This window comes from Devosia soli, assembly GCF_000970455.1.
In the GTDB taxonomy this organism is placed as follows: domain Bacteria; phylum Pseudomonadota; class Alphaproteobacteria; order Rhizobiales; family Devosiaceae; genus Devosia; species Devosia soli.
The window spans coordinates 253,137-271,118 of the sequence record NZ_LAJG01000005.1 but is presented as its reverse complement, the minus strand read 5'-3'; the positions used below and the strand labels follow the sequence as shown (position 1 = coordinate 271,118).

Genomic DNA, 17,982 nt, shown 5'->3' with positions numbered 1-17,982 from the left:
TCAATCGCGTGTGGCGTAGCGCTTTTCCAGTTCGTCATAGAATGGCTTGTTCACGAGGCGCTGCCGCTCCTTGAAGCTCGCCACGGGTCCGCTTTCGTCGAGACTGCCCTTGGCCTTGAGCTGACCGAGCGCATTCTGCATGCCGAGAACGGCGCCCTGCAGGGCGACGTTCGCATATAAGATCAGCTTGAAACCCATCTGGCCCAGTTCGTCGAGCGGCATGATCGGCGTGCGCCCGCCGACGACGAGATTGACCAATTGCGGCGTGCCGGCAAGACGCTGGGGGATAGCACGCAATTCATCGACGCTTTCGGGCGCTTCGACAAAGGTGATATCAGCACCATCCTCGATAAAAGCCTGCGCCCGCTCGATCGCGGCTTCTGGCCCAAGCGTCGAACGCGCATCCGTGCGCGCCACGATCAGCAGATTGGAATCCTGCCGTGCATCCGCCGCCGCCTTGATCCGGCTACGCGCCTCGTCGAGGCCGACCACGTCCTTACCCGAAAAATGTCCGCAGCGCTTGGGGTTGACTTGATCTTCGATCTGGATGGCGCTGGCGCCGGCGCGTTCGAGCGTGCGGATCGTGTGCCGCACGTTGAGCACATTGCCAAAGCCGGTATCGGCGTCGACAATGATCGGCAGATCGGTCGCGTCGCGAATGGTCGAGGTATGCTGAGCGATCTCGGGCAGGCCGACAAAGCCAAGGTCGGGCATGCCGAGATAGGTATTGGTCAGCCCGGCCCCCGAAAGGTAGATGGCCTCAAAGCCCATATCGGCGATGATCCGCGCCGCGAGCGCATTGGCCGCGCCCGGCAGCAAGAGGGCGCGATCCTCGGCCAATCGGGCACGAAACTGCCGATTGATCTCATGGTTGAGCATCGGCGCTTACTCCAGCCCGTGATCGAAAATGCCCTGGCCGGTGGGCTTCGACGGGGTCACGCTGCCCTGCGGCAATGCCGGGATCAGCACGTCGAGCTGTCCTGCGGAAAGATTGGCAAAGCCCTTGGCGGCATCGAGGAAGGCCTTGCGATCGGCGTCAGCCAGTTCGCCCTTGGTGAGGGTTTCGAACTTGCCGGCATAGTCGGGCCAGGTCCAGGGGTGGTTGCCATTGGGGTGGGCGTCGGCCACGCCGCGCTCGCCGGTGATCACGCGGCCATCTTCGAGGGTGACGATGATCTTGCCGCCAAAAGCGCGCTTGTCCGGGTTGGGATCGAGGTAGCGCGTGGTCCAGGACGGTTCCTCAACGGTGCGGATCTTGTGCCAGAGGGCAACCGTGGACGGCGTGCGGGCGCGCTCACGGGTATAGGAATCCACATGGTGCCATTTGCGGTCTTCCAGCGCGACGGCGAGGATATACATGATCGAATGGTCGAGCGTTTCGCGCGAGGCTTCCGGGTCCATCTTCTGCGGATCATTGGCGCCGGTGCCGATGACATTGTGCGTGTGATGGCTGGTTTCGAGGAGGATGTCTTTGACCTTTGTGAGGTCGCCGATTTCCTTCGAGAGGTCGATGGCGAGATCGATCAGGGCCTGGGCCTGATATTCGGCTGAGTGGGCCTTGGTATACGTTTCCATGATGCCGCGCGGGCTCTCGCCGGGGGCGGGGATGGAGACCTGATAGGCGTCGTTCTTGCCGCCGAGCATATAGGCAAGCACGGAGTCTTCGCCTTCATAGATGGGCGAGGGCGAGGCCTCGCCGCGCATGGCGCGATCGACGCATTCGATGGCGAGCTTGCCCGAGAAGCCGGGAACATAGGCTTTCCACGACGAGATTTCGCCCTTGCGGGATTGGCGGGTGGAAAAGCTCAGATGCACGGCCTGGTTGACGGCCTGGAAGATGATTTCGGTGGGCAGGCCCAGCATGGCGCCGATGGCAGCCGTGGTCGCAGGGGCGAGGTGGGCGACATGGTCTTTCTTGTACTTGTGAAGCGAGATGGCTTTCACGAGAGCCACATGGACTTCGTAGGTGACGGCGATGCCGCGGGCGAGGGCCTTGCCGTCGATGCCCAATTGCTGGGCGACGGCGATCAGCGGGGAGATGGCGTCGCCGGGGTGGGAATAATCGGCGGCGAGGAACGTGTCGTGGAAATCGAGTTCGCGGACAGCGGTGGCATTGGCCCAGGCGGCCCATTCGGCATCGACGCGGGTGCCGCTGCCGAGACCATAAAGGGTCGAGCCGCCCTTGCGCGGATGGGCGAGCGCCATGGCGCGGGCGGCAGCGACAGGGGCGCGATTGATGGCCGCAAGACCAACGCTGGCATTGTCGACGATACGGCAGGCAATCATTTCGACGACGTCGTCATCGAGCGGGCCGCAATTGGCGGCGAACTCGGCGATGTGCCAGGCGAGCTGGTCCTCGCGCTTGAGATTGGCGGCGGAAGGATGAACTTTGACGTCGTAGGTCTTCATGGTCGAGCGAGAGTCCCTGGAAGGTTTCAGGCGGTAGCGCGGAGGCGCTTGAGGAGAATGGGTAGTGCCAGAAGCAGCACGGCGAGCGTGATGAGGATGGCCGAGAGTGGCGTCGAAACCAAGACCATCGGATTGCCCTGGCCCGCGGCGAGGGCTGTGCGGAGCTGGGTTTCGGCCATGGGGCCGAGGATGAGGCCGATCAGCACCGGCGCGATGGGGAAATCATAGACGCGCATGATATAGCCGGCGAGGCCGACGACAAGCATGATGGTCAGGTCCACCCATGAGCCGGCAAGGCCCCAGACGCCGATCATGGCGAAGACGAGAATGCCGGCATAGAGCTGTGGCCGGGGAATGCGAAGGAGCTGTACCCAGATGCCGACGAGCGGCAGGTTGAGCACGAGCAGCATGACATTGCCGACATAGAGCGAGGCGATGAGGCCCCAGATCAGCGCGGGGTTCGAGGTGAAAAGGAAGGGGCCGGGCTGAAGGCCGTAGTTCTGGAAGGCGGCGAGCAACACGGCGGCGGTGGCCGAGGTGGGCAGCCCGAGCGTCAAGAGGGGCACGAGAATGCCGGCGGCGGCGGCATTGTTGGCAGCTTCAGGGCCGGCGACGCCTTCGATGGCGCCCTTGCCGAATTCTTCCGGGTATTTGGTGAGTTTGCGTTCGAGCGTGTAGCTCAGCATGGTCGGGATTTCCGAGCCGCTGCCGGGCAGGGCGCCCATGGGAAAGCCTATGGCGGTGCCGCGCAGCCATGGCTTCCAGGAGCGGGCAAAATCCTGCCTGGTCATCCAGAGTTGGCCCTTGATGGGGGCCATGACGCCGGGGGTCGAGCGATAGCGGCTCGCGACATAGAGGATTTCGCCGACGGCAAAGAGCGAAACCAGCACCACGGTCAGCGCAATCCCGCGGAGGAGCTGCATATTGCCGAAGGTGAGGCGCGCTTGGCCGGTCATAGAGTCGATGCCGATGACGCCGATGGCAATACCGAGAAAGAGTGAGATGAAGCCGCGGGTGCGCGAGGTGCCCATGACGACGGCCACCGAGCAGAAGGCTAGCGCGGTGATGGCAAAGTAATCGGTGGGCTTGAAATAGAAAGCGAGTTCGGCAACGGCGGGCGCGGCGAAGGTCAGGCAGAGCGTTGCGATAGTGCCGGCAACGAAGGAGCCGATGGCGGCGGTGGCCAGCGCCGCAGCGCCACGCCCGGCGCGAGCCATCTTGTTCCCCTCGAGCGCAGTCATCATCGAGCCGGCTTCGCCGGGCGTATTGAGGAGGATCGACGTCGTCGAGCCGCCATACATCGCACCATAAAGAATGCCGGCAAACATGATGAAGGCCGAGGTCGGCGCGAGGGCGGTGGTCACCGGCAGGAGAAGCGCAATGGTCAGCGCCGGGCCGATACCCGGCAGGATGCCGATGGCCGTCCCCAACACGGAGCCGACAAGGGCCCACATGAGGTTGGTCGGCTGCAGGGCAACGCCAAAGCCGTGAAGGAGGAGTTCAAAAGTTCCCAAAACTCACACTCCCAAGGGCGGGAAGAAGCGACCCAGCTGCAGGCCGAGCTGGTTGAACAAAAACCAGCTGCCAGAAGCGAGCACGGCGCCATAAACGAGGTCGAGATACCAGCGGCGCGAGCCGAAGGCATTGGCGACGAGGACGAAGGAGAGGGTGGCCGTGAAGGGCATGCCGAGTGGACCCATGGTGACGATCGGGAGCGCAACAGCTACGAGCGCGGTCAAAAAGGCGCGCTTGTCCATTTTGGTCGCACCATCAGCGTCTTCGGCGTCTTGCGCCTCAAACGTTTCGCCGCGCCAGATCTGCACCATCAGCAAGGCGCCGAGGACGAGCAGGGCACCGCCCGCGACAGTGACGAAAAGGCCGGGGCCGACGGCGGCATAGCGGGCGCCTTGCGGCAGGCCGAAGGCGTTGTAGAGCCAGACGGCGCCCATGACCATGAGGCCAAGGCCGATCCAATAGGGCTTTGGCGTGGTGGAGGCAGCCGTGGGGCTGCCTCCGGTCGTGTTGCGCTCGTCAGTTGACAAGGCCGGCGTCCTTCAGGATCTGGCCCTGGCGCTCGGTTTCTTCGGCGATGAAGGCACCGAATTCTTCGCCGGCGAGGAAATAGTCTTCCCAGCCCTGGGCTTCGAGCACCTTCTTCCACGCATCGCTCTGCGAAAGCTTGGTGAAGTTGTCGACCCACATGGCATAGTTGTCGTCCGGCGCGCCGGGAGCTGCGAGAATGCCGCGCCAATTGGCGATCTCGACGTCGTAGCCGGCTTCCTTGAAGGTCGGCACATCAGGCAGGTTCGGGCGGCGTTCGGCCGATGTCACGGCGAGGAGCTTGATGCGACCCTGTTCGGCGAACTGGGCGAATTCGGACGTGCCCGAAACGCCAGCCACCAGCGTGCCGTTGACGATTGCCGTCACGGTTTCGGCGCCCGAAGTCTGCGGAATGTAGTTGAGATCGGCGACCGGGATGTCGCCGGCCTGAGCGAGCAAAGCGAGCGAGATGTGGTCGACGCCACCGGCCGAGCCACCACCGAGTGCTGCGGCGCCTGGATCGGCCTTGATGCCTTCAACGAGCTCGGCAAGCGTGTTGTAGGGCGAATCTGCAGCCACCGCGATCACCAGATATTCCGCAGTCATGCGGGCGACCGGGCGAAATTCGGCGAGGTTGATCGGCGAATTGTTGAGGGCAATGGCGCCAACGGTGATGGCGCCGAAGACGGCGAGGGCATCGGGCTGGCCGCTCGACGTGCCAAGGAATTCGGCGAGGCCCACGGTGCCGCCTGCGCCGCCCGTATTGGTGAAATTGACGCCGCCAGTATAGATGCCGGCATCGTTCATGGCCTGGAACGCCTGGCGCCCAAGGCTATCCCAGCCGCCGCCGGGATTGGCCGGCAGCATGACATTGACCTGCGCCATGGCAGCGCCAGTGCCCAGAACGGCCGTCATGGTCAACGCGGCCAGCGTCTTCGATAGTTTCATCATTATCCTCCCGAGCAGATTATCGTGCCGCCATTGGGTTCGGCGGCTTCTGCCTGCCTGCTCAAAATTGTCGACAGAAATGCGCAGAAAGGTCACCATTTCTCACCTTTCGTGTCAATATCCAACTTTCTGCTGACAGAATTGCTTTGTGGGCATCCGCGACGGGCTCAAACCAGTCCTCCGGTAGCCAGCCACGATCGCCTGTGCGCCTTTTTCCCAACTTGCCAAACCTGGCAACGAACAACCCACGCGCTTCACAAATTTGCAATTATGTAGCTGGCGCGCCGTCAGTTTCCCGCTAGATTTCGATGCGGGGCTTGGCGTTCTCTGATGTCGCCGGGCGAAACACTACCCGATGAGAGTAGACAATGGCTCAGAAGCATAATGTGATTGTCGCCGCGCTCCTGGCTGCAATCGCTATGGTTATGCCTGCCCTCGCGCAGGAAAATACGCCCAACGATCCGCGGCTTTTCACCCCCGGCAAGTTGACCGTCAGCACCTCCGAGCCGAGCTATCCGCCTTGGGTGCTCGATAATAATCCCGAATCCGGCGAGGGTTTCGAGGCTGCGCTCGTCTATGCGCTGGCCGAACAGCTCGGCTTCAAGCGCGAAGACGTTGTCTGGGTCGATGTGACCTTCGATGGCGCCATCGCTCCGGGCCCGAAGAATTACGATTTCTCGATCCAGCAGATTTCAGTCACCCCGGAGCGCGCCAAGGTCGCGACCTTCTCAGACGTTTATTATCAGTCCGACAAGGCCGTCATCGCGCTGCCGGATTCAGCCGTGGCCAGCGCCAAGTCCTTTGCGGACCTCAAGCAGGCCCGCTGGGGCGTTGCCGTCGGCACGACCGACTTTGACTATGTGACCAACGTCCTCGGCATCGACAATGCCGCCGTCTACGACGATCAGGCTGGCGTGTTCCAAGCCCTGCAAGGCGGCCAGATCGATGCGACCATCGCCGCGCTCCCTACTGCCCTTTATGCAACCGCCGTCCAGGTGCCGGAAGCCAAGATCACCGCACTGCTCCCTAAGGATCCAAAGGACGAGGGCCTCGCCTTGCTCTTTGCGTCGGGCAATCCGATCGTGCCCTGGATCAACGAAGGTCTTGCCGCCATTCGCGACAACGGTACCATCGACGAGCTCGTGCAGAAGTATCTCGTCGCCGACCCTAACATTCCGGTGATCAGCGAATGACACGACGACCCGGCAAGGGACGCCGGACGATCGCACTCAAGGATCGGCTCACGCCGGTCCTTATTAGTTTGGTCAGCGTCATCATCGTCTTCGGCGCCATCGCCTATTTTGTCGGCTCTGCCGAACAATGGCCGCGCATTCAGAGCCAGTTCTTCAGCCTCGATGCCATGATCGAGGCAGCGCCCAGCGTTGCCCGGGGCTTCCTCGTCAGCCTGCAGATCTGGGTCATCAGTCTCGTCTGCATCGGCATCTGGGCGCTGGTGCTCGCCATTTTCCGCGCCATGAGCGGGCCGTTCTTCGCGCCGCTGCGTATCTTCGCCATTCTCTATGTCGATCTTTTCCGCGGCCTGCCGGCGCTGCTGCTGGTGCTGCTCTTCGGCTTCGGCATTCCCGCGCTCAACCTGCCGGGCCTTCCCAACAATGGCCTGTTCTGGGGCGGTGTAGCCCTAGTCCTCAGCTATTCAGCCTATGCCACTGAAGTCTATCGCTCCGGCATCGAGGCTGTGCATGAAGGGCAGGGCATGGCGGCCAAGGCCCTGGGCCTCACCCAGTGGCAAACCCTGCGCTACGCCATCCTGCCGCAAGCGCTCCGCAATGTGGTTCCGGCCATGCTCAATCTCGTCGTCGCCCTCCAAAAGGACGTGGCGCTGCTCTCCGTCCTCGGCGTCCGCGACGCGGTGCGCGAAGCGCAGATCTATACCGCCCGCACTTTCAACTATTCCTCCCTCGTCGTTGCCGCGATCCTGTTCCTCTTGGCCACCATTCCCTTGGCGCGCCTCACGGATCATCTCGCCCGCCGCGATCGCCAGCGCCGCCTCCAGAGTGCCCTCTAGCATGAACCGCATCGAGATCGACAAGCTCACCAAGTTCTACGGCGAGCGCCTGGTGCTGGATGCCATCGACCTGTCGGTAGCAACGCACGAAGTCGTCTGCCTGATCGGCGCCTCCGGCTCCGGCAAATCGACGTTGCTGCGCTGCATTAATGGCCTCACCGAATTCGACGATGGCACCGTCAAGCTCGACGGCACCGACATCTATGACGAAAGCTTCGGCCGAACGGGGCTTTACAAGCGCATCGGCATCGTCTTCCAGGCCTACAACCTCTTTCCCCACCTGACCGTGCTCGACAACATTACTCTCGCGCCGGTCCGCGTTCACGGCCGCCAGCGCGCCGAAGCGGAAGATGCGGCGAGGCGCCTGCTCGATCTCTTCGGCCTCGGCCAATATGCCAAGGCCTATCCCGAGCAACTTTCGGGCGGCCAGCAGCAGCGCGTGGCCGTTATCCGTTCGCTCGCGACCGACCCCGAAGTGCTGCTGCTCGACGAAGTCACTGCCGCGCTCGATCCCGAACTCATCGGCGAAGTGCTCAAGATCATCCGCGACCTCAAAACCCAGGGCATGACCATGGTGATCGTGACGCACGAAATGGCCTTTGCCCGCGATGTGGCCGATCGCGTCTGCTTTCTCGATGGTGGCCGCATCATCGAGCAGGGCGAGCCGCGGCGTCTCTTCTCGCGCCCGGAAAATCCGCGCACCCAGAAATTCCTCGAGCGCATCATCGCGTCGGGCCGTCTCGCCGAACTCGGCTAGCCCGGCCGGTTGGCGCTCAGAAATTCTTCGGCGAGCGCCACCCAATAGCGCGCCGCCGGTTCGATGATGGCATCGTTGAAATCGTAGCGCGGGCTATGCAGGTCCGCGCTGGGCCCGTTGCCGACAAAGAGATAACTGCCCCTCTGCTTTTCGAGCATGAAGGCAAAATCCTCGCTCACCAGCAATGGCTTGAGCGTGCCGACCTTGTCTTCTCCGAAATGCCGCACCGCCACCTGCCGGGCAAATTCGGTCTCTTCCGCATCGTTATGGAGGGCTGGAAATCCAGGTGGATGAAACACCTCGGCCATGGCGCCATAGCTTGCCGCCTGCCCCTCCGCCAACACCTTGATCCGTTCCCGCACCCGATCGCGGACCGCATCGCTGAAGGCCCGCGTCGTAATCTGCAGCTCGACGCTGTCGGGAATGACATTGGGCATTGTCCCGCCATGGATCATGCCCACGGTGATGACCGCCGTCTCGAGCGGGTCGATATTGCGTGAAACGATCGATTGCAGCGCCATCACCAGTGAAGAGGCCGCGAGGATCGGGTCGACCGCCTCATGGGGCAGGGCGCCGTGCCCACCCTTGCCCTTGATGGTGATGATGACCAGATCCACCGAAGCCATTGCCGGACCCGAAATAAAGCGCAATTCGCCCGCCGGCACTCCCGGCCAATTGTGCAGCCCGAAGATCGCGTCGACCGGAAAGCGATCGAAAAGCCCGTCCTCGATCATCTGCACCGCGCCGCCCGTTTCCTCGGCCGGCTGAAAGATCACGCGTACCGTACCCGAAAAATTCCGCCGCTCCGCCAGCGCCTTGGCCGCCCGAAGGAGGATCGTCGTATGTCCATCATGCCCGCAGGCATGCATCACGCCCGGATTTTTGCTTGCATAATCGGCGCCCGTCGCCTCGGCGATCGGCAGCGCATCCATATCGGCGCGTAACCCGATGGCTTTCTCGCCCGGCCCGTTGCGCAAGGTCCCCACCACGCCCGTCACGCCAAGTCCCGTCGCCACCTCATAGCCCCAGGCTGAAAGCAACTCCGCCACGAGCGCACTCGTCATCGCCTCCTGCTGCCCAAGTTCCGGAGCAGCATGGAGGCGATGTCGAAGCGCGACGAAATCGTCGATGGTTTGTGGGAGGGACATGCAGCATGCCTTTCAGAAAGCACGCCTATATCACAATAAACGTTACGCTTGCCCAGCATGTCGTCGGCATAAGGATGCCGAGGGCGCGCATTCGACCCGCCGGGAAAACGCGCGCAGGAACGCGCATTTCCAGCTGTCCTGTGTTCAACTTATCGCGCGCTCAAGCAGCCGGCTTGCTCTTGTCCGCAGCCGAACCGTTCGTGGTTTCGCCGTTTGCGCCGCGAAGCGCAAGCAGTTGTTCCAGCGCCTTGAACCAATACTTGGTCTCTTCGCCAAAAGGCCGCCCGTCATCTTCCCAAAGATGATAGGCGGCCTTCCGGACATTTTGCTCGAAGTCCAGATCGACGAACTTTTCAGTATTTTCGTACATGCCCAACGCTCCTTTGGCGTCATAACGCATCAGGCATGCTGAATGATCCGTGGCCAAACACAAGTGGCCGCGGAAGCATGGCTGCTAGTGCTTGAGCTTCTTTTCGACCTTGTCGCGGGAGTTGCCGACATCGTCTATGGCGGCTTTCACCGCGTCCTTGCTTTTGCCGGTCTTGCCGGCCTCATACTTGACTTCATGGTCCTGTCCGCCGGCGACGCGTGCACGATCCTGATTGCGGCCGCGGGTGCTGTGCTCAGTATTGGCCATCGGGCCCTCCTATAGTTTCCGGTAAGGGGCAAACGCGCGTCGACTCCGTGAGTTCATTTTGTGATCTCACGTTTTCAGACGATGCGGGAGCCCCGCCGCCTGTTGTGCGTTCGTCCTGCCGAATAACCGGAGAAACTCATGCCGCAGCTCACCAATGACATGGTCCCGATATCGCATAGATTGGGCCGGCTTCCCGTTACTGCCGATGATATCGTGGTTCTATTGATGGATGCCCTATACGACCACGAAGCCTTCGATGAAGCCGAACGGGAACTCTTCGTACGCTTGAGGGCAATTTTGGAAACCCCGCTCGCCGTCGAGATTTACGATCGCGAGATGGAGCGCCGTCAGCCGCGCGACGCCACCCGCTGGCATTAGCCGGCGTCGGCGATCTCGATCCAAACGGGCGCATGGTCGCTCGTACCCTCTAGGGCCCGGATGTGGCGGTCGACGCCACTTTCGGTCAGCCGCGGCAGCAAGGTCGGGCTCAAGAGAAAATGGTCGATCCTCAAACCGGCGTCCCGTTCGAAACTCTGCCGCCAATATTTCCAGAAGGTATAGATATTCTCGTCCGGATGCAGGTTCCGCACCGCGTCGGTCCATCCATCCTTGATCATCTCCCCAAAGGCCTTGCGCACCTCAGGCCGGAACAGGGCATCGTCCCGCCACCGGTCCGGGGCATAGACGTCTCGCTCCGTCGGCATCACGTTGAAGTCGCCAACCAGCGCCACTGGCGCCTCGCTCGCTAGCAGCGCCTTGCCCCGCTCGCGCAGCCGCTCGAACCAGCGCAATTTGTAATCGAACTTCGGCCCAGGCGCCGGATTGCCATTGGGCAGATAAAGGCAGCCAATCAGAACGCCATTGACCGCCGCCTCGATATAGCGCGATTGCCCGTCTTCCGCCTCACCTGCCAGTCCGCGCTGCGTTTCGACCGGCTCGCGCCCGCGGCTCAGGATCGCGACGCCGTTCCAGCTTTTCTGCCCCTGCCAGATCGCTGCATATCCGGCCTTTTCCAGCGCCGATGCCGGAAATTTGCCGTCGTCGCACTTGAGTTCCTGCAGGCAGACAGCGTCCGGCTGCGTCTCATCGAGCCAGTCGATCAAGATGCCCAACCGCCCGTTGATCCCATTGATATTGTAGCTTGCGATACGCATGCCGGATTAACTCGGCGCCTGGCAGAATGATCCGTCTGTGTCTGCCAGGTTGTCAGCAGGTCCAGGCCGCAGATTCCGCCCCCCAAATCCCTGGACCCAAGCAGCTAAATACGGCCTTCACCCCGCCCTGGATCAGCACGAAAATCATGCATCATTGTGCGGGAACGCTTACCCAATCCGTCCATTGCAGCCATGCGGTGCTTGGGAGGTTTTGATGTCGAAAGCCACGCGGTTCTTGCGTGATAACGGTCTCACCATTGCTCTGGTCGGTGTCTTCCTCTTGTGCCTGGGCGGCATGGTCTGGGCTGGATGGATTTCCGAGAACCAGGATCTTCTTGCCCATGATAGGCCCACCCTGTCGCTTCTCGCATACTTTTTGAGTTCGTCCTTCCAGTCAGCCTTGTTTGAAAACTGGGAGAGCGAATTTCTCCAGATGTCGGCCTATGTGATCATGACGGCCTTCCTCTTTCAGCGCGGCTCCGCCGAATCCAAGGATCCCGATGGCAACAATCCCGAAGACGAAGACCCTGCCAAAAAGCGTCACGACCAAAAGACGCCATGGCCCGTAAGGGCAGGGGGTCTTTGGTCCTTTATTTACTCATACTCCCTGGGCCTGGCGCTTCTTGCGCTCTTCCTCGCGTCCTTCATTCTCCATTGGCTCGGCAGCGCCGCCTCGGCCAACGAGGAGGCGGGGATGCACGGTCTGCCGCAGCAAACGCTGCTGCATTATCTCGCCGATGCCCAGCTCTGGTTTGAATCCTTTCAAAACTGGCAATCCGAATTTCTATCGACGGCCGTCCTGGTCGTCCTTTCGATCATGCTCCGGCATCGTGGTTCTCCCGAGTCCAAGCCCGTAGCCGATCCCCATTCCAAAACAGGTCATTGAAAAGGCACTCGATGAGACGGCCGAAACCAACCTCTATTCCCCGCAGCCACAAGATGCGCTTCGGCGCCGAAGTGCGCGACGACGGCACCCGCTTCCGCATCTGGGCGCCAAAAGTGTCCTCGGTGAAACTCAAGTTCAAAGGCAAGCGCACGCTGGTCGATCTCAACCCTCGCGACGACGGCTGGCATCGTGCCGTCGTCGAAGATGTCGGCGCGGGTACGCTCTACAAATACGTCTTGCCCGATGGCTCCGAAATTCCAGACCCCACGTCCCGCTTTCAGCCCGACGACATCCATGGCTATAGCGAAGTCATCGACCCGCGCTCGTTTGCCTGGACTGACGTCGAGTGGATCGGCCGCCCTTGGGAAGAGGCCATCATCTACGAGCTGCATATCGGCACCTTTACCGATGAAGGCACGTTTTCGGCCGCTATCGGCAAGCTCGACCATCTCGTCAAACTCGGCGTGACGGCCATCCAGATCATGCCGATTGCCGAATTCTACGGCAAATTCAATTGGGGTTATGACGGCGCGATGTGGTTCGCCCCCGATTCCAGCTATGGCCGCCCCGGGGACCTCAAGGCCTTCATCAATGCCGCTCACGCGCGCTCGCTGATGGTCTTTCTCGATGTCGTCTACAATCACCTTGGCTCGCAGGGCAATTATCTCGTCCCGATTGCACCCATCTTCACCAAGGCGCACGAGAGCCCATGGGGCGAGGCCATCAATTTCGACGGCAAGGACTCCAAGGTCATCCGCGAGCTCGTCGTCGAAAGCGCGCTTTATTGGACCAGCGAATTCAATCTCGATGGCCTGCGCTTCGACGCGGTCCATGCCATAACCGACGATAGCTCGACCCATATTCTGGAGCTTCTTGCCGCTCGGCTGCGCTCGGCCCGGCCGCACCGCTATACCCACCTCATCATTGAAAACTCCGAAAACCAGGAGCGCTGGCTGCGGCGCAACAGCGGGTCGGAGCCGGTTCATTTCACAGCTCAGTGGAATGACGACGTTCACCACCTCCTCCATTCGGCCGCCACCGGCGAGAACACCGGCTATTACGCCGATTTCGATAATCTCGAGGAACGCTGCGATAAGCTCGGGCGCGCCCTCGCAGAAGGCTTTGCCTATCAGGGCGAACTCAAGATCCACGAAGGCGTCAAGCGCGGCGAACCGAGCAGCGGCCTCCCCGCCACATCCTTTGTCGCCTACATGCAGGACCACGATCAGGTGGGCAATCGTGTCCGCGGCGATCGCATCAACCAGCTAGCCCATATTGACGCGGTCAAAGCGCTGACGGCGGTCTATCTTCTTCTGCCGCAGATCCCCATGCTCTTTATGGGCGAGGAATGGGCAACAGAGCGGCCTTTCCCGTTCTTCTCCGATGTTCCGGCCGAGCTGCGCGACATCGTTCGCAAAGGTCGTCAGGAAGAACTGAAGTCGACTCCTGAACACGACGATCCGAGCAAGCCCAATGTCGAAGAGGCGGTGGATCCGACAAGCCTGGAGACGTTCCAGTCCGCCAAGCTCGATTGGAAAAACCTCCGCGCCCAGCCGCACGCCGATTGGCTGCTGCATTATCGTTCGCTGATCGACGTTCGAAAGATGGAGATCATTCCGCGTCTGGTCGGCCAGGAGGGTTTCGCATCCGAATATGAAGCGCTCGGCCCAAAGGCGGTGCTGGTCTCCTGGCGCATGGGCGATGGCTCCAAAATTCGCCTCTACGCCAACCTCTCCGACGACACTCAATCCGATGTCCCGGCCATCATCGGCCGGCGCATCTATCTCCAGGGCTTTATCGAAGAGGCCGTGCTCGGCCCTTGGTCGGTCCTCTGGACCATCGAGATCTAGCCAATTTCGAAGCGATGGCGCTGCGCCATCTCGATTAAGGCCCGCTGCTCCCGCCCCACGCTATGGAGTTGTTCGCAGCGGGCCAGACCTTGAAGCAATCCGCCCCGATCGGAGCAACACACTTCGCCGCCCTTTCGGAACCACCAGCGCCTCCGCGCGGTTACGGGGCAATGACGGAGTTAACCATGCACAAGTCCCTTGCCGTTCTTCTGGCCGTGCTCGTTGCCACGACCCCTGCCGCCGCACAGGAGTTCGGTGCCGATACCGTCATACTCACCGACGCTAACGCCTCCCTGGGTGTTCTTGGCCTCACCGTCGAGCAGACCGTCGGCAAAACCATCTACGACGTCGACGGACAGGAGCTCGGCTCGGTTAACCGCGTGTTGGGAGACGATCAGGATACGCCGACTGCCCTCGCCATCGAGACCTCGGCCGGCATCGTCATCCTTGACCTCGCCAATACCGAACTCATCAACAACCGGATCACCACCGCCCTGAGTGCCGACGAGTTCTCAGCGTTACCCAAATGGGAACAATAGGGCGCCGCACCATAACGAAAACCCCTGTGCCCAACCCCTGCCATCCATGTTGCGCACCCATCTCAAACCGTGTAGGAACCCGCCACAGTTGGGGTGTCGCCAAGCGGTAAGGCACCGGTTTTTGGTACCGGCATTCCTAGGTTCGAATCCTAGCACCCCAGCCAGTTTCGCTTCCATCGGCGGTTAGGTTTGATCGCGGTCCGACACCTTCTCCCGCGCCGTTCACCAACCATTTAGCCTAAGTACAAACCCTCGTCCGATCGGCCGGGCCGCACAGCTATTCATTAGGAAATTCCCTAGAAGTTGGAGCGGTATAGCTGTGAGGCGAAATGACTGGTCTGGCAAAAAACGTATGGGTATCCCCGGACTTGCCGGGGTTTGACGCGATTCTCGATTCGCTCCCCGACCCGGTCCTGTTGCTCGAAGCACAGGGCGCTATTCTCTGGTGCAATACTGCTGCCAATAGGGCGTTCGAACAGGTCGATCCTTCGCTGCCCGTTAGCGCGATCTTTCCAAGACTGACCCAAAGCCTGCCGGCCGTCACCGCGCCCGTTCATCTCCAGCTCGAATCCGGCCATCAGAAGTTCGAAGCGACGCTCACCCGTCTCGATGCGAATTTCATCATCCTGACGGCGCGCGCCCCGCAATCGACCAGCTTGACCCGCGATGACGTCGATGAGCTGACCGGCGCGGCCAAGCGCAACGCGTTGATGCGCGCCATCGATGGCGAACTCGCGGGTGCGCGCCAGTTTGCCGTCCATTGCATCGACCTCGACCGCTTCAAGGTCATCAACGACACGCTCGGCCACGGGGTAGGGGATTTGCTGCTCCAGAAAGTCGCCGATCGCCTGAAATCGGCTTGCCGCGCCGGCGACATGGTAGCGCGTCTCGGCGGCGACGAATTCGTCATCCTCCAGCGCGATGTGCCGTCGAGCGAAGAAGCCGAGCGTCTTTCTGCCCGCATCGTCGACCTCGTCGGGCGGACCTATGTCCTTTCGGGCCACACCATCAATATCGGCGCCAGCGTCGGCGTGGCCCTGCGCGAAGAGCGTCAGCAGGCCCGCGATCTTCTTCGGGATGCTGATCTGGCGCTTTACGAAGCCAAGCGCGCCGGCAAGGGCCGCTTCCGCGTCTTCGAGCCGGACATGCAGGTTTCCCTGCGCGAACGGCGCGAACTCGAAATAGACCTGCGCCGCGCCTTGGCCCTGCGCCAGTTCCGCCTCAACTATCAGCCATTCGTCGAACTTGAGGGCAACAATATCCGCGGCTTCGAGGCGCTCCTGCGGTGGCAGCATCCGGTGCGCGGCAATGTACCGCCGCTCGACTTCATCCCGATGGCCGAAGAAACCGGGCTCATCGTCAAGATCGGCGAGTGGGTCTTGCGCACCGCCTGCGAAGCCGCTGTCTCTTGGCCGGAAAATCTCACCATCGCAGTCAACGTGTCGCCGCTCCAGTTCAAGTCCGACAATCTGCTAGATACTGTCGAGGCGACGCTCAAGGAGACCGGCCTTGCAGCCAACCGTCTCGAACTCGAAATCACCGAGAGCGCCCTTCTCGACGACACCGAAAATGTGCTCGCAACGCTCCACGCGCTGCGCGGCCTCGGCGTCAAAATCTCCATGGACGATTTCGGCACAGGCTACTCGTCGCTGAGCTATCTGCAGAAATTCCCGTTCGACAAGATCAAGATCGACCGCTCCTTCGTCGTGGGCGAAAGCTCGGATAGCCAGGCGATCCTCAAGGCCGTCGCCGGCCTCGGTTCGAGTCTGGGCATCGCCATCACCGCCGAAGGCGTCGAGACTTCTGATCAGCTCGAACATATCCGCAGCCAGAACTGCACGCATGTACAGGGCTATTTTACCGGCCGGCCGATGAACGACGCCGCCGTCGCCGATTTGCTGCAGTCGCAAATGAGAAAGAACACTAATGCCTGACGCACTTTATCAGTTGGTCTATTACAGCCGAAACCATATTGCCGGCGACCAGGCGGCCTTTACAGCCAATGTCGAAAACATCTTGGCAGCCAGCCGCCGCAACAATGTCCGCGACGGCATCACTGGCGCGCTCCTGTTCAACAACGGCTGCTTTGCCCAGGTGCTCGAAGGCCCGCTCGGCGTCGTCGAAGCCGCATTCGAGCGCATCCAGCAGGATGAGCGCCACGGTGAAGTCTCGCTTCTTGCCCTGAGCCCTATCGAAACCCGCTCATTCCCTAACTGGGCCATGGGCTATGTCGGCTCATCTGCAGCCCAGGCCGCCAGCTTCTCCGCTATCGGTCAGGGTAGCGGTTTCGATCTCAGCCTTCTGGGCAGCGAAGAAATCCACCGGATTCTGCGCGACCTTGCCGTCGAGGAAGAAAGCGCCGCGGCCTGAACCTCGGCCCCTTAGATCGCTTTCGATCGGCGCTCTGCCGATCCTGGCGCTTTGTCCGTATCCAGTGAACGAACGGAAGCGCGCTCGACGAGCCGTGGAACCAACATCACCCGTTGCGGCGGCAGCCGATAGCCGGTGCTGTTCATCCGGTCGAGCAGCAGTCTGAACGCAGCTATCCCCATATCCGAACCCGGCAGGCGAACCGTCGTTAGGGGAGGGGAGATCTGGGTGGCGGCAGCGAAATCGCCATAGCCGACGACAGAGATGTCGTCCGGCACGCGCAGCCCCATCCGGTGAAGTTCCGACACGACATGCACGCCCAGCGCGTCGTGGGCGCAAAAGAGCGCCGTTGGCATGTCGCCTTCGATCTTGAGATCGAGAAAAGCGCCGGCAAATCCGTCCTCGCCGAACTGAATCTCGCTCACGCTCGCATCGTCCTGGCTGAGCAGCGCTTCACGCAGCCCGAAAAGACGTTCCATGCGCCCGCGCAGCACCCGGCTGCCATGAACGAAGCCGATGCGGCGATGGCCGCGCTCGAGCAGATATTGGCCGATGGCATTTCCCGCCTCGTGGTCGGCGCCGGTGACTTGGTCGACCTCTTCGAGCGGCAAGACCCAGCCCAACCGGACGATCGGCTTTCCGGCCGCCTTCAAGACCTGCAGCGTCGCACCATCATGCTGGCCCACCAGCACGACGCCGGCGCTGGCGCGCGCGATGTTCTCGACGCTGGCGGCATCCGCCGTCCAGTGAATCTGCACCTGGTAGCCAGACTCCGCGGCTTCGCGCTGCATGCCGTTCTGCATCTGCATCCAGAGTTCGCTGTTGACCGGGTCGTGGTCGTTGAAAACGATATGGACAGCAGCGCGTGTCGCTGCGACCTCCGCCGCGCGGAGGTATCCCATCTCCAGCGCCTTGGCGTTGACGCGAGTGCGGGTCTCTTCGCTCACCCCATCCTTGCCCGCCAGGGCGCGCGAAACGGCGAACTTCGAAATGGCCAACTCGTCGGCGATTTCCTGCAGCGTGATTTTTTTCAATCGCCCACCTTTCGCGCTTTTGTTAGGTTCTAACACATGCTTTGTTTTGCGCAAGTTTTGTGTTTTGAACCCTATAAAACGCTTCAGAATCAACGTTATAGAGCGTAAGGAATTTTCTGTCAGAAAACCAAAATCAGGATATTGACCTAACGGTTTGGTGTTGATTGGCTTGTGTTAGCTTGAA

The 17,982-nt window shown here is 61.4% G+C and carries 19 protein-coding genes and 1 tRNA gene; 10 read left to right on the top strand and 10 right to left on the bottom strand.

Annotated elements, in window-relative coordinates; all coding sequences use genetic code 11:
* From VW35_RS01985 to VW35_RS01965, 5 genes are read right to left on the bottom strand one after another with little or no spacing between them, the layout of a single operon-like run.
* Positions 1-879: an isocitrate lyase/PEP mutase family protein gene (locus VW35_RS01985; protein WP_046141318.1), complete on the bottom strand. Its 879-nt coding sequence runs from the start codon at positions 877-879 to the stop codon at positions 1-3.
* Between the two features lie 6 nt (positions 880-885).
* The gene (locus tag VW35_RS01980; RefSeq protein ID WP_046141317.1) at positions 886-2,409 is read right to left on the bottom strand and encodes an MmgE/PrpD family protein; all 1,524 of its coding nucleotides are present in this window, start codon (positions 2,407-2,409) and stop codon (positions 886-888) included.
* 26 nt (positions 2,410-2,435) lie between these two features.
* A complete protein-coding gene (locus VW35_RS01975) occupies positions 2,436-3,923 on the bottom strand; it encodes a tripartite tricarboxylate transporter permease (protein ID WP_046141316.1) in 1,488 nt (495 codons plus the stop codon).
* A 3-nt stretch (positions 3,924-3,926) separates the two neighbouring features.
* The gene (locus VW35_RS01970; protein WP_083982329.1) at positions 3,927-4,451 is read right to left on the bottom strand and encodes a tripartite tricarboxylate transporter TctB family protein; all 525 of its coding nucleotides are present in this window, start codon (positions 4,449-4,451) and stop codon (positions 3,927-3,929) included.
* Complete coding sequence (locus VW35_RS01965) at positions 4,441-5,397, bottom strand: Bug family tripartite tricarboxylate transporter substrate binding protein (RefSeq protein WP_046141671.1); 957 nt, start codon at positions 5,395-5,397, stop codon at positions 4,441-4,443. The genes VW35_RS01970 and VW35_RS01965 overlap by 11 nt, the downstream gene beginning before the upstream one ends.
* Positions 5,398-5,765: 368 nt before the next feature.
* On the opposite strand from VW35_RS01965, the gene VW35_RS01960 reads away from it, so the two are divergent.
* Genes VW35_RS01960 through VW35_RS01950 form a run of 3 tightly spaced genes read left to right on the top strand, consistent with a single transcriptional unit; the run spans position 5,766 to position 8,180 of the window.
* Positions 5,766-6,590, top strand: a complete 825-nt coding sequence (locus VW35_RS01960; protein WP_046141315.1) for an ABC transporter substrate-binding protein — start codon at positions 5,766-5,768, stop codon at positions 6,588-6,590.
* Positions 6,587-7,423: an amino acid ABC transporter permease gene (locus tag VW35_RS01955; RefSeq protein ID WP_046141314.1), complete on the top strand. Its 837-nt coding sequence runs from the start codon at positions 6,587-6,589 to the stop codon at positions 7,421-7,423. The genes VW35_RS01960 and VW35_RS01955 overlap by 4 nt, the downstream gene beginning before the upstream one ends.
* 1 nt (position 7,424) lies before the next feature.
* Positions 7,425-8,180 carry an amino acid ABC transporter ATP-binding protein gene (locus tag VW35_RS01950; protein ID WP_046141313.1) on the top strand — a complete coding sequence of 252 codons (756 nt, stop codon included), beginning with the start codon at positions 7,425-7,427 and terminating at the stop codon, positions 8,178-8,180.
* Here VW35_RS01950 and VW35_RS01945 read toward each other — a convergent pair.
* The 3 genes from VW35_RS01945 to VW35_RS01935 form a co-directional block, all read right to left on the bottom strand.
* Entirely contained in the window at positions 8,177-9,328 is a 1,152-nt protein-coding gene (locus tag VW35_RS01945) for a M20 aminoacylase family protein (protein WP_046141312.1), read from the bottom strand. The genes VW35_RS01950 and VW35_RS01945 overlap by 4 nt on opposite strands.
* 160 nt (positions 9,329-9,488) lie before the next feature.
* On the bottom strand, positions 9,489-9,728 hold the full coding sequence (locus VW35_RS01940; RefSeq protein ID WP_083982327.1) for a DUF2934 domain-containing protein: 240 nt from the start codon (positions 9,726-9,728) through the stop codon (positions 9,489-9,491).
* 54 nt (positions 9,729-9,782) lie between these two features.
* Positions 9,783-9,965, bottom strand: coding sequence for a DUF3606 domain-containing protein (locus VW35_RS01935; protein WP_046141310.1), 183 nt, complete (start codon positions 9,963-9,965; stop codon positions 9,783-9,785).
* 138 nt (positions 9,966-10,103) lie between these two features.
* Here VW35_RS01935 and VW35_RS01930 point away from each other — a divergent pair, with 138 nt between their 5' ends.
* Complete coding sequence (locus VW35_RS01930) at positions 10,104-10,343, top strand: hypothetical protein (protein WP_046141309.1); 240 nt, start codon at positions 10,104-10,106, stop codon at positions 10,341-10,343.
* Here the strand turns inward: VW35_RS01930 and xth are convergent.
* The gene (gene xth, locus VW35_RS01925) at positions 10,340-11,119 is read right to left on the bottom strand and encodes an exodeoxyribonuclease III (RefSeq protein ID WP_046141308.1); all 780 of its coding nucleotides are present in this window, start codon (positions 11,117-11,119) and stop codon (positions 10,340-10,342) included. The genes VW35_RS01930 and xth overlap by 4 nt on opposite strands.
* Positions 11,120-11,333: 214 nt before the next feature.
* Between xth and VW35_RS01920 the strand changes: the two genes are divergently transcribed.
* The 6 genes from VW35_RS01920 to VW35_RS01890 all read left to right on the top strand — a co-directional run bounded on the left by VW35_RS01920 (position 11,334) and on the right by VW35_RS01890 (position 16,764).
* Entirely contained in the window at positions 11,334-12,005 is a 672-nt protein-coding gene (locus VW35_RS01920; RefSeq protein WP_046141307.1) for a DUF6766 family protein, read from the top strand.
* A gap of 11 nt (positions 12,006-12,016) precedes the next feature.
* Positions 12,017-13,855, top strand: a complete 1,839-nt coding sequence (gene treZ / locus VW35_RS01915; protein ID WP_046141306.1) for a malto-oligosyltrehalose trehalohydrolase — start codon at positions 12,017-12,019, stop codon at positions 13,853-13,855.
* Positions 13,856-14,040: 185 nt separating this feature from the next.
* Positions 14,041-14,394, top strand: coding sequence for a PRC-barrel domain-containing protein (locus tag VW35_RS01905; protein WP_052951430.1), 354 nt, complete (start codon positions 14,041-14,043; stop codon positions 14,392-14,394).
* An 89-nt stretch (positions 14,395-14,483) separates the two neighbouring features.
* Positions 14,484-14,558, top strand: a tRNA-Gln gene (locus tag VW35_RS01900).
* Positions 14,559-14,723: 165 nt separating this feature from the next.
* Positions 14,724-16,328: a sensor domain-containing protein gene (locus VW35_RS01895; protein WP_052951429.1), complete on the top strand. Its 1,605-nt coding sequence runs from the start codon at positions 14,724-14,726 to the stop codon at positions 16,326-16,328.
* Entirely contained in the window at positions 16,321-16,764 is a 444-nt protein-coding gene (locus VW35_RS01890) for a BLUF domain-containing protein (RefSeq protein WP_046141303.1), read from the top strand. The genes VW35_RS01895 and VW35_RS01890 overlap by 8 nt, the downstream gene beginning before the upstream one ends.
* Positions 16,765-16,775: 11 nt before the next feature.
* On the opposite strand, the gene VW35_RS01885 is transcribed toward VW35_RS01890, so the two are convergent.
* The gene (locus VW35_RS01885) at positions 16,776-17,891 is read right to left on the bottom strand and encodes a LacI family DNA-binding transcriptional regulator (RefSeq protein WP_244465806.1); all 1,116 of its coding nucleotides are present in this window, start codon (positions 17,889-17,891) and stop codon (positions 16,776-16,778) included.
* Positions 17,892-17,982 lie beyond the last annotated feature (91 nt).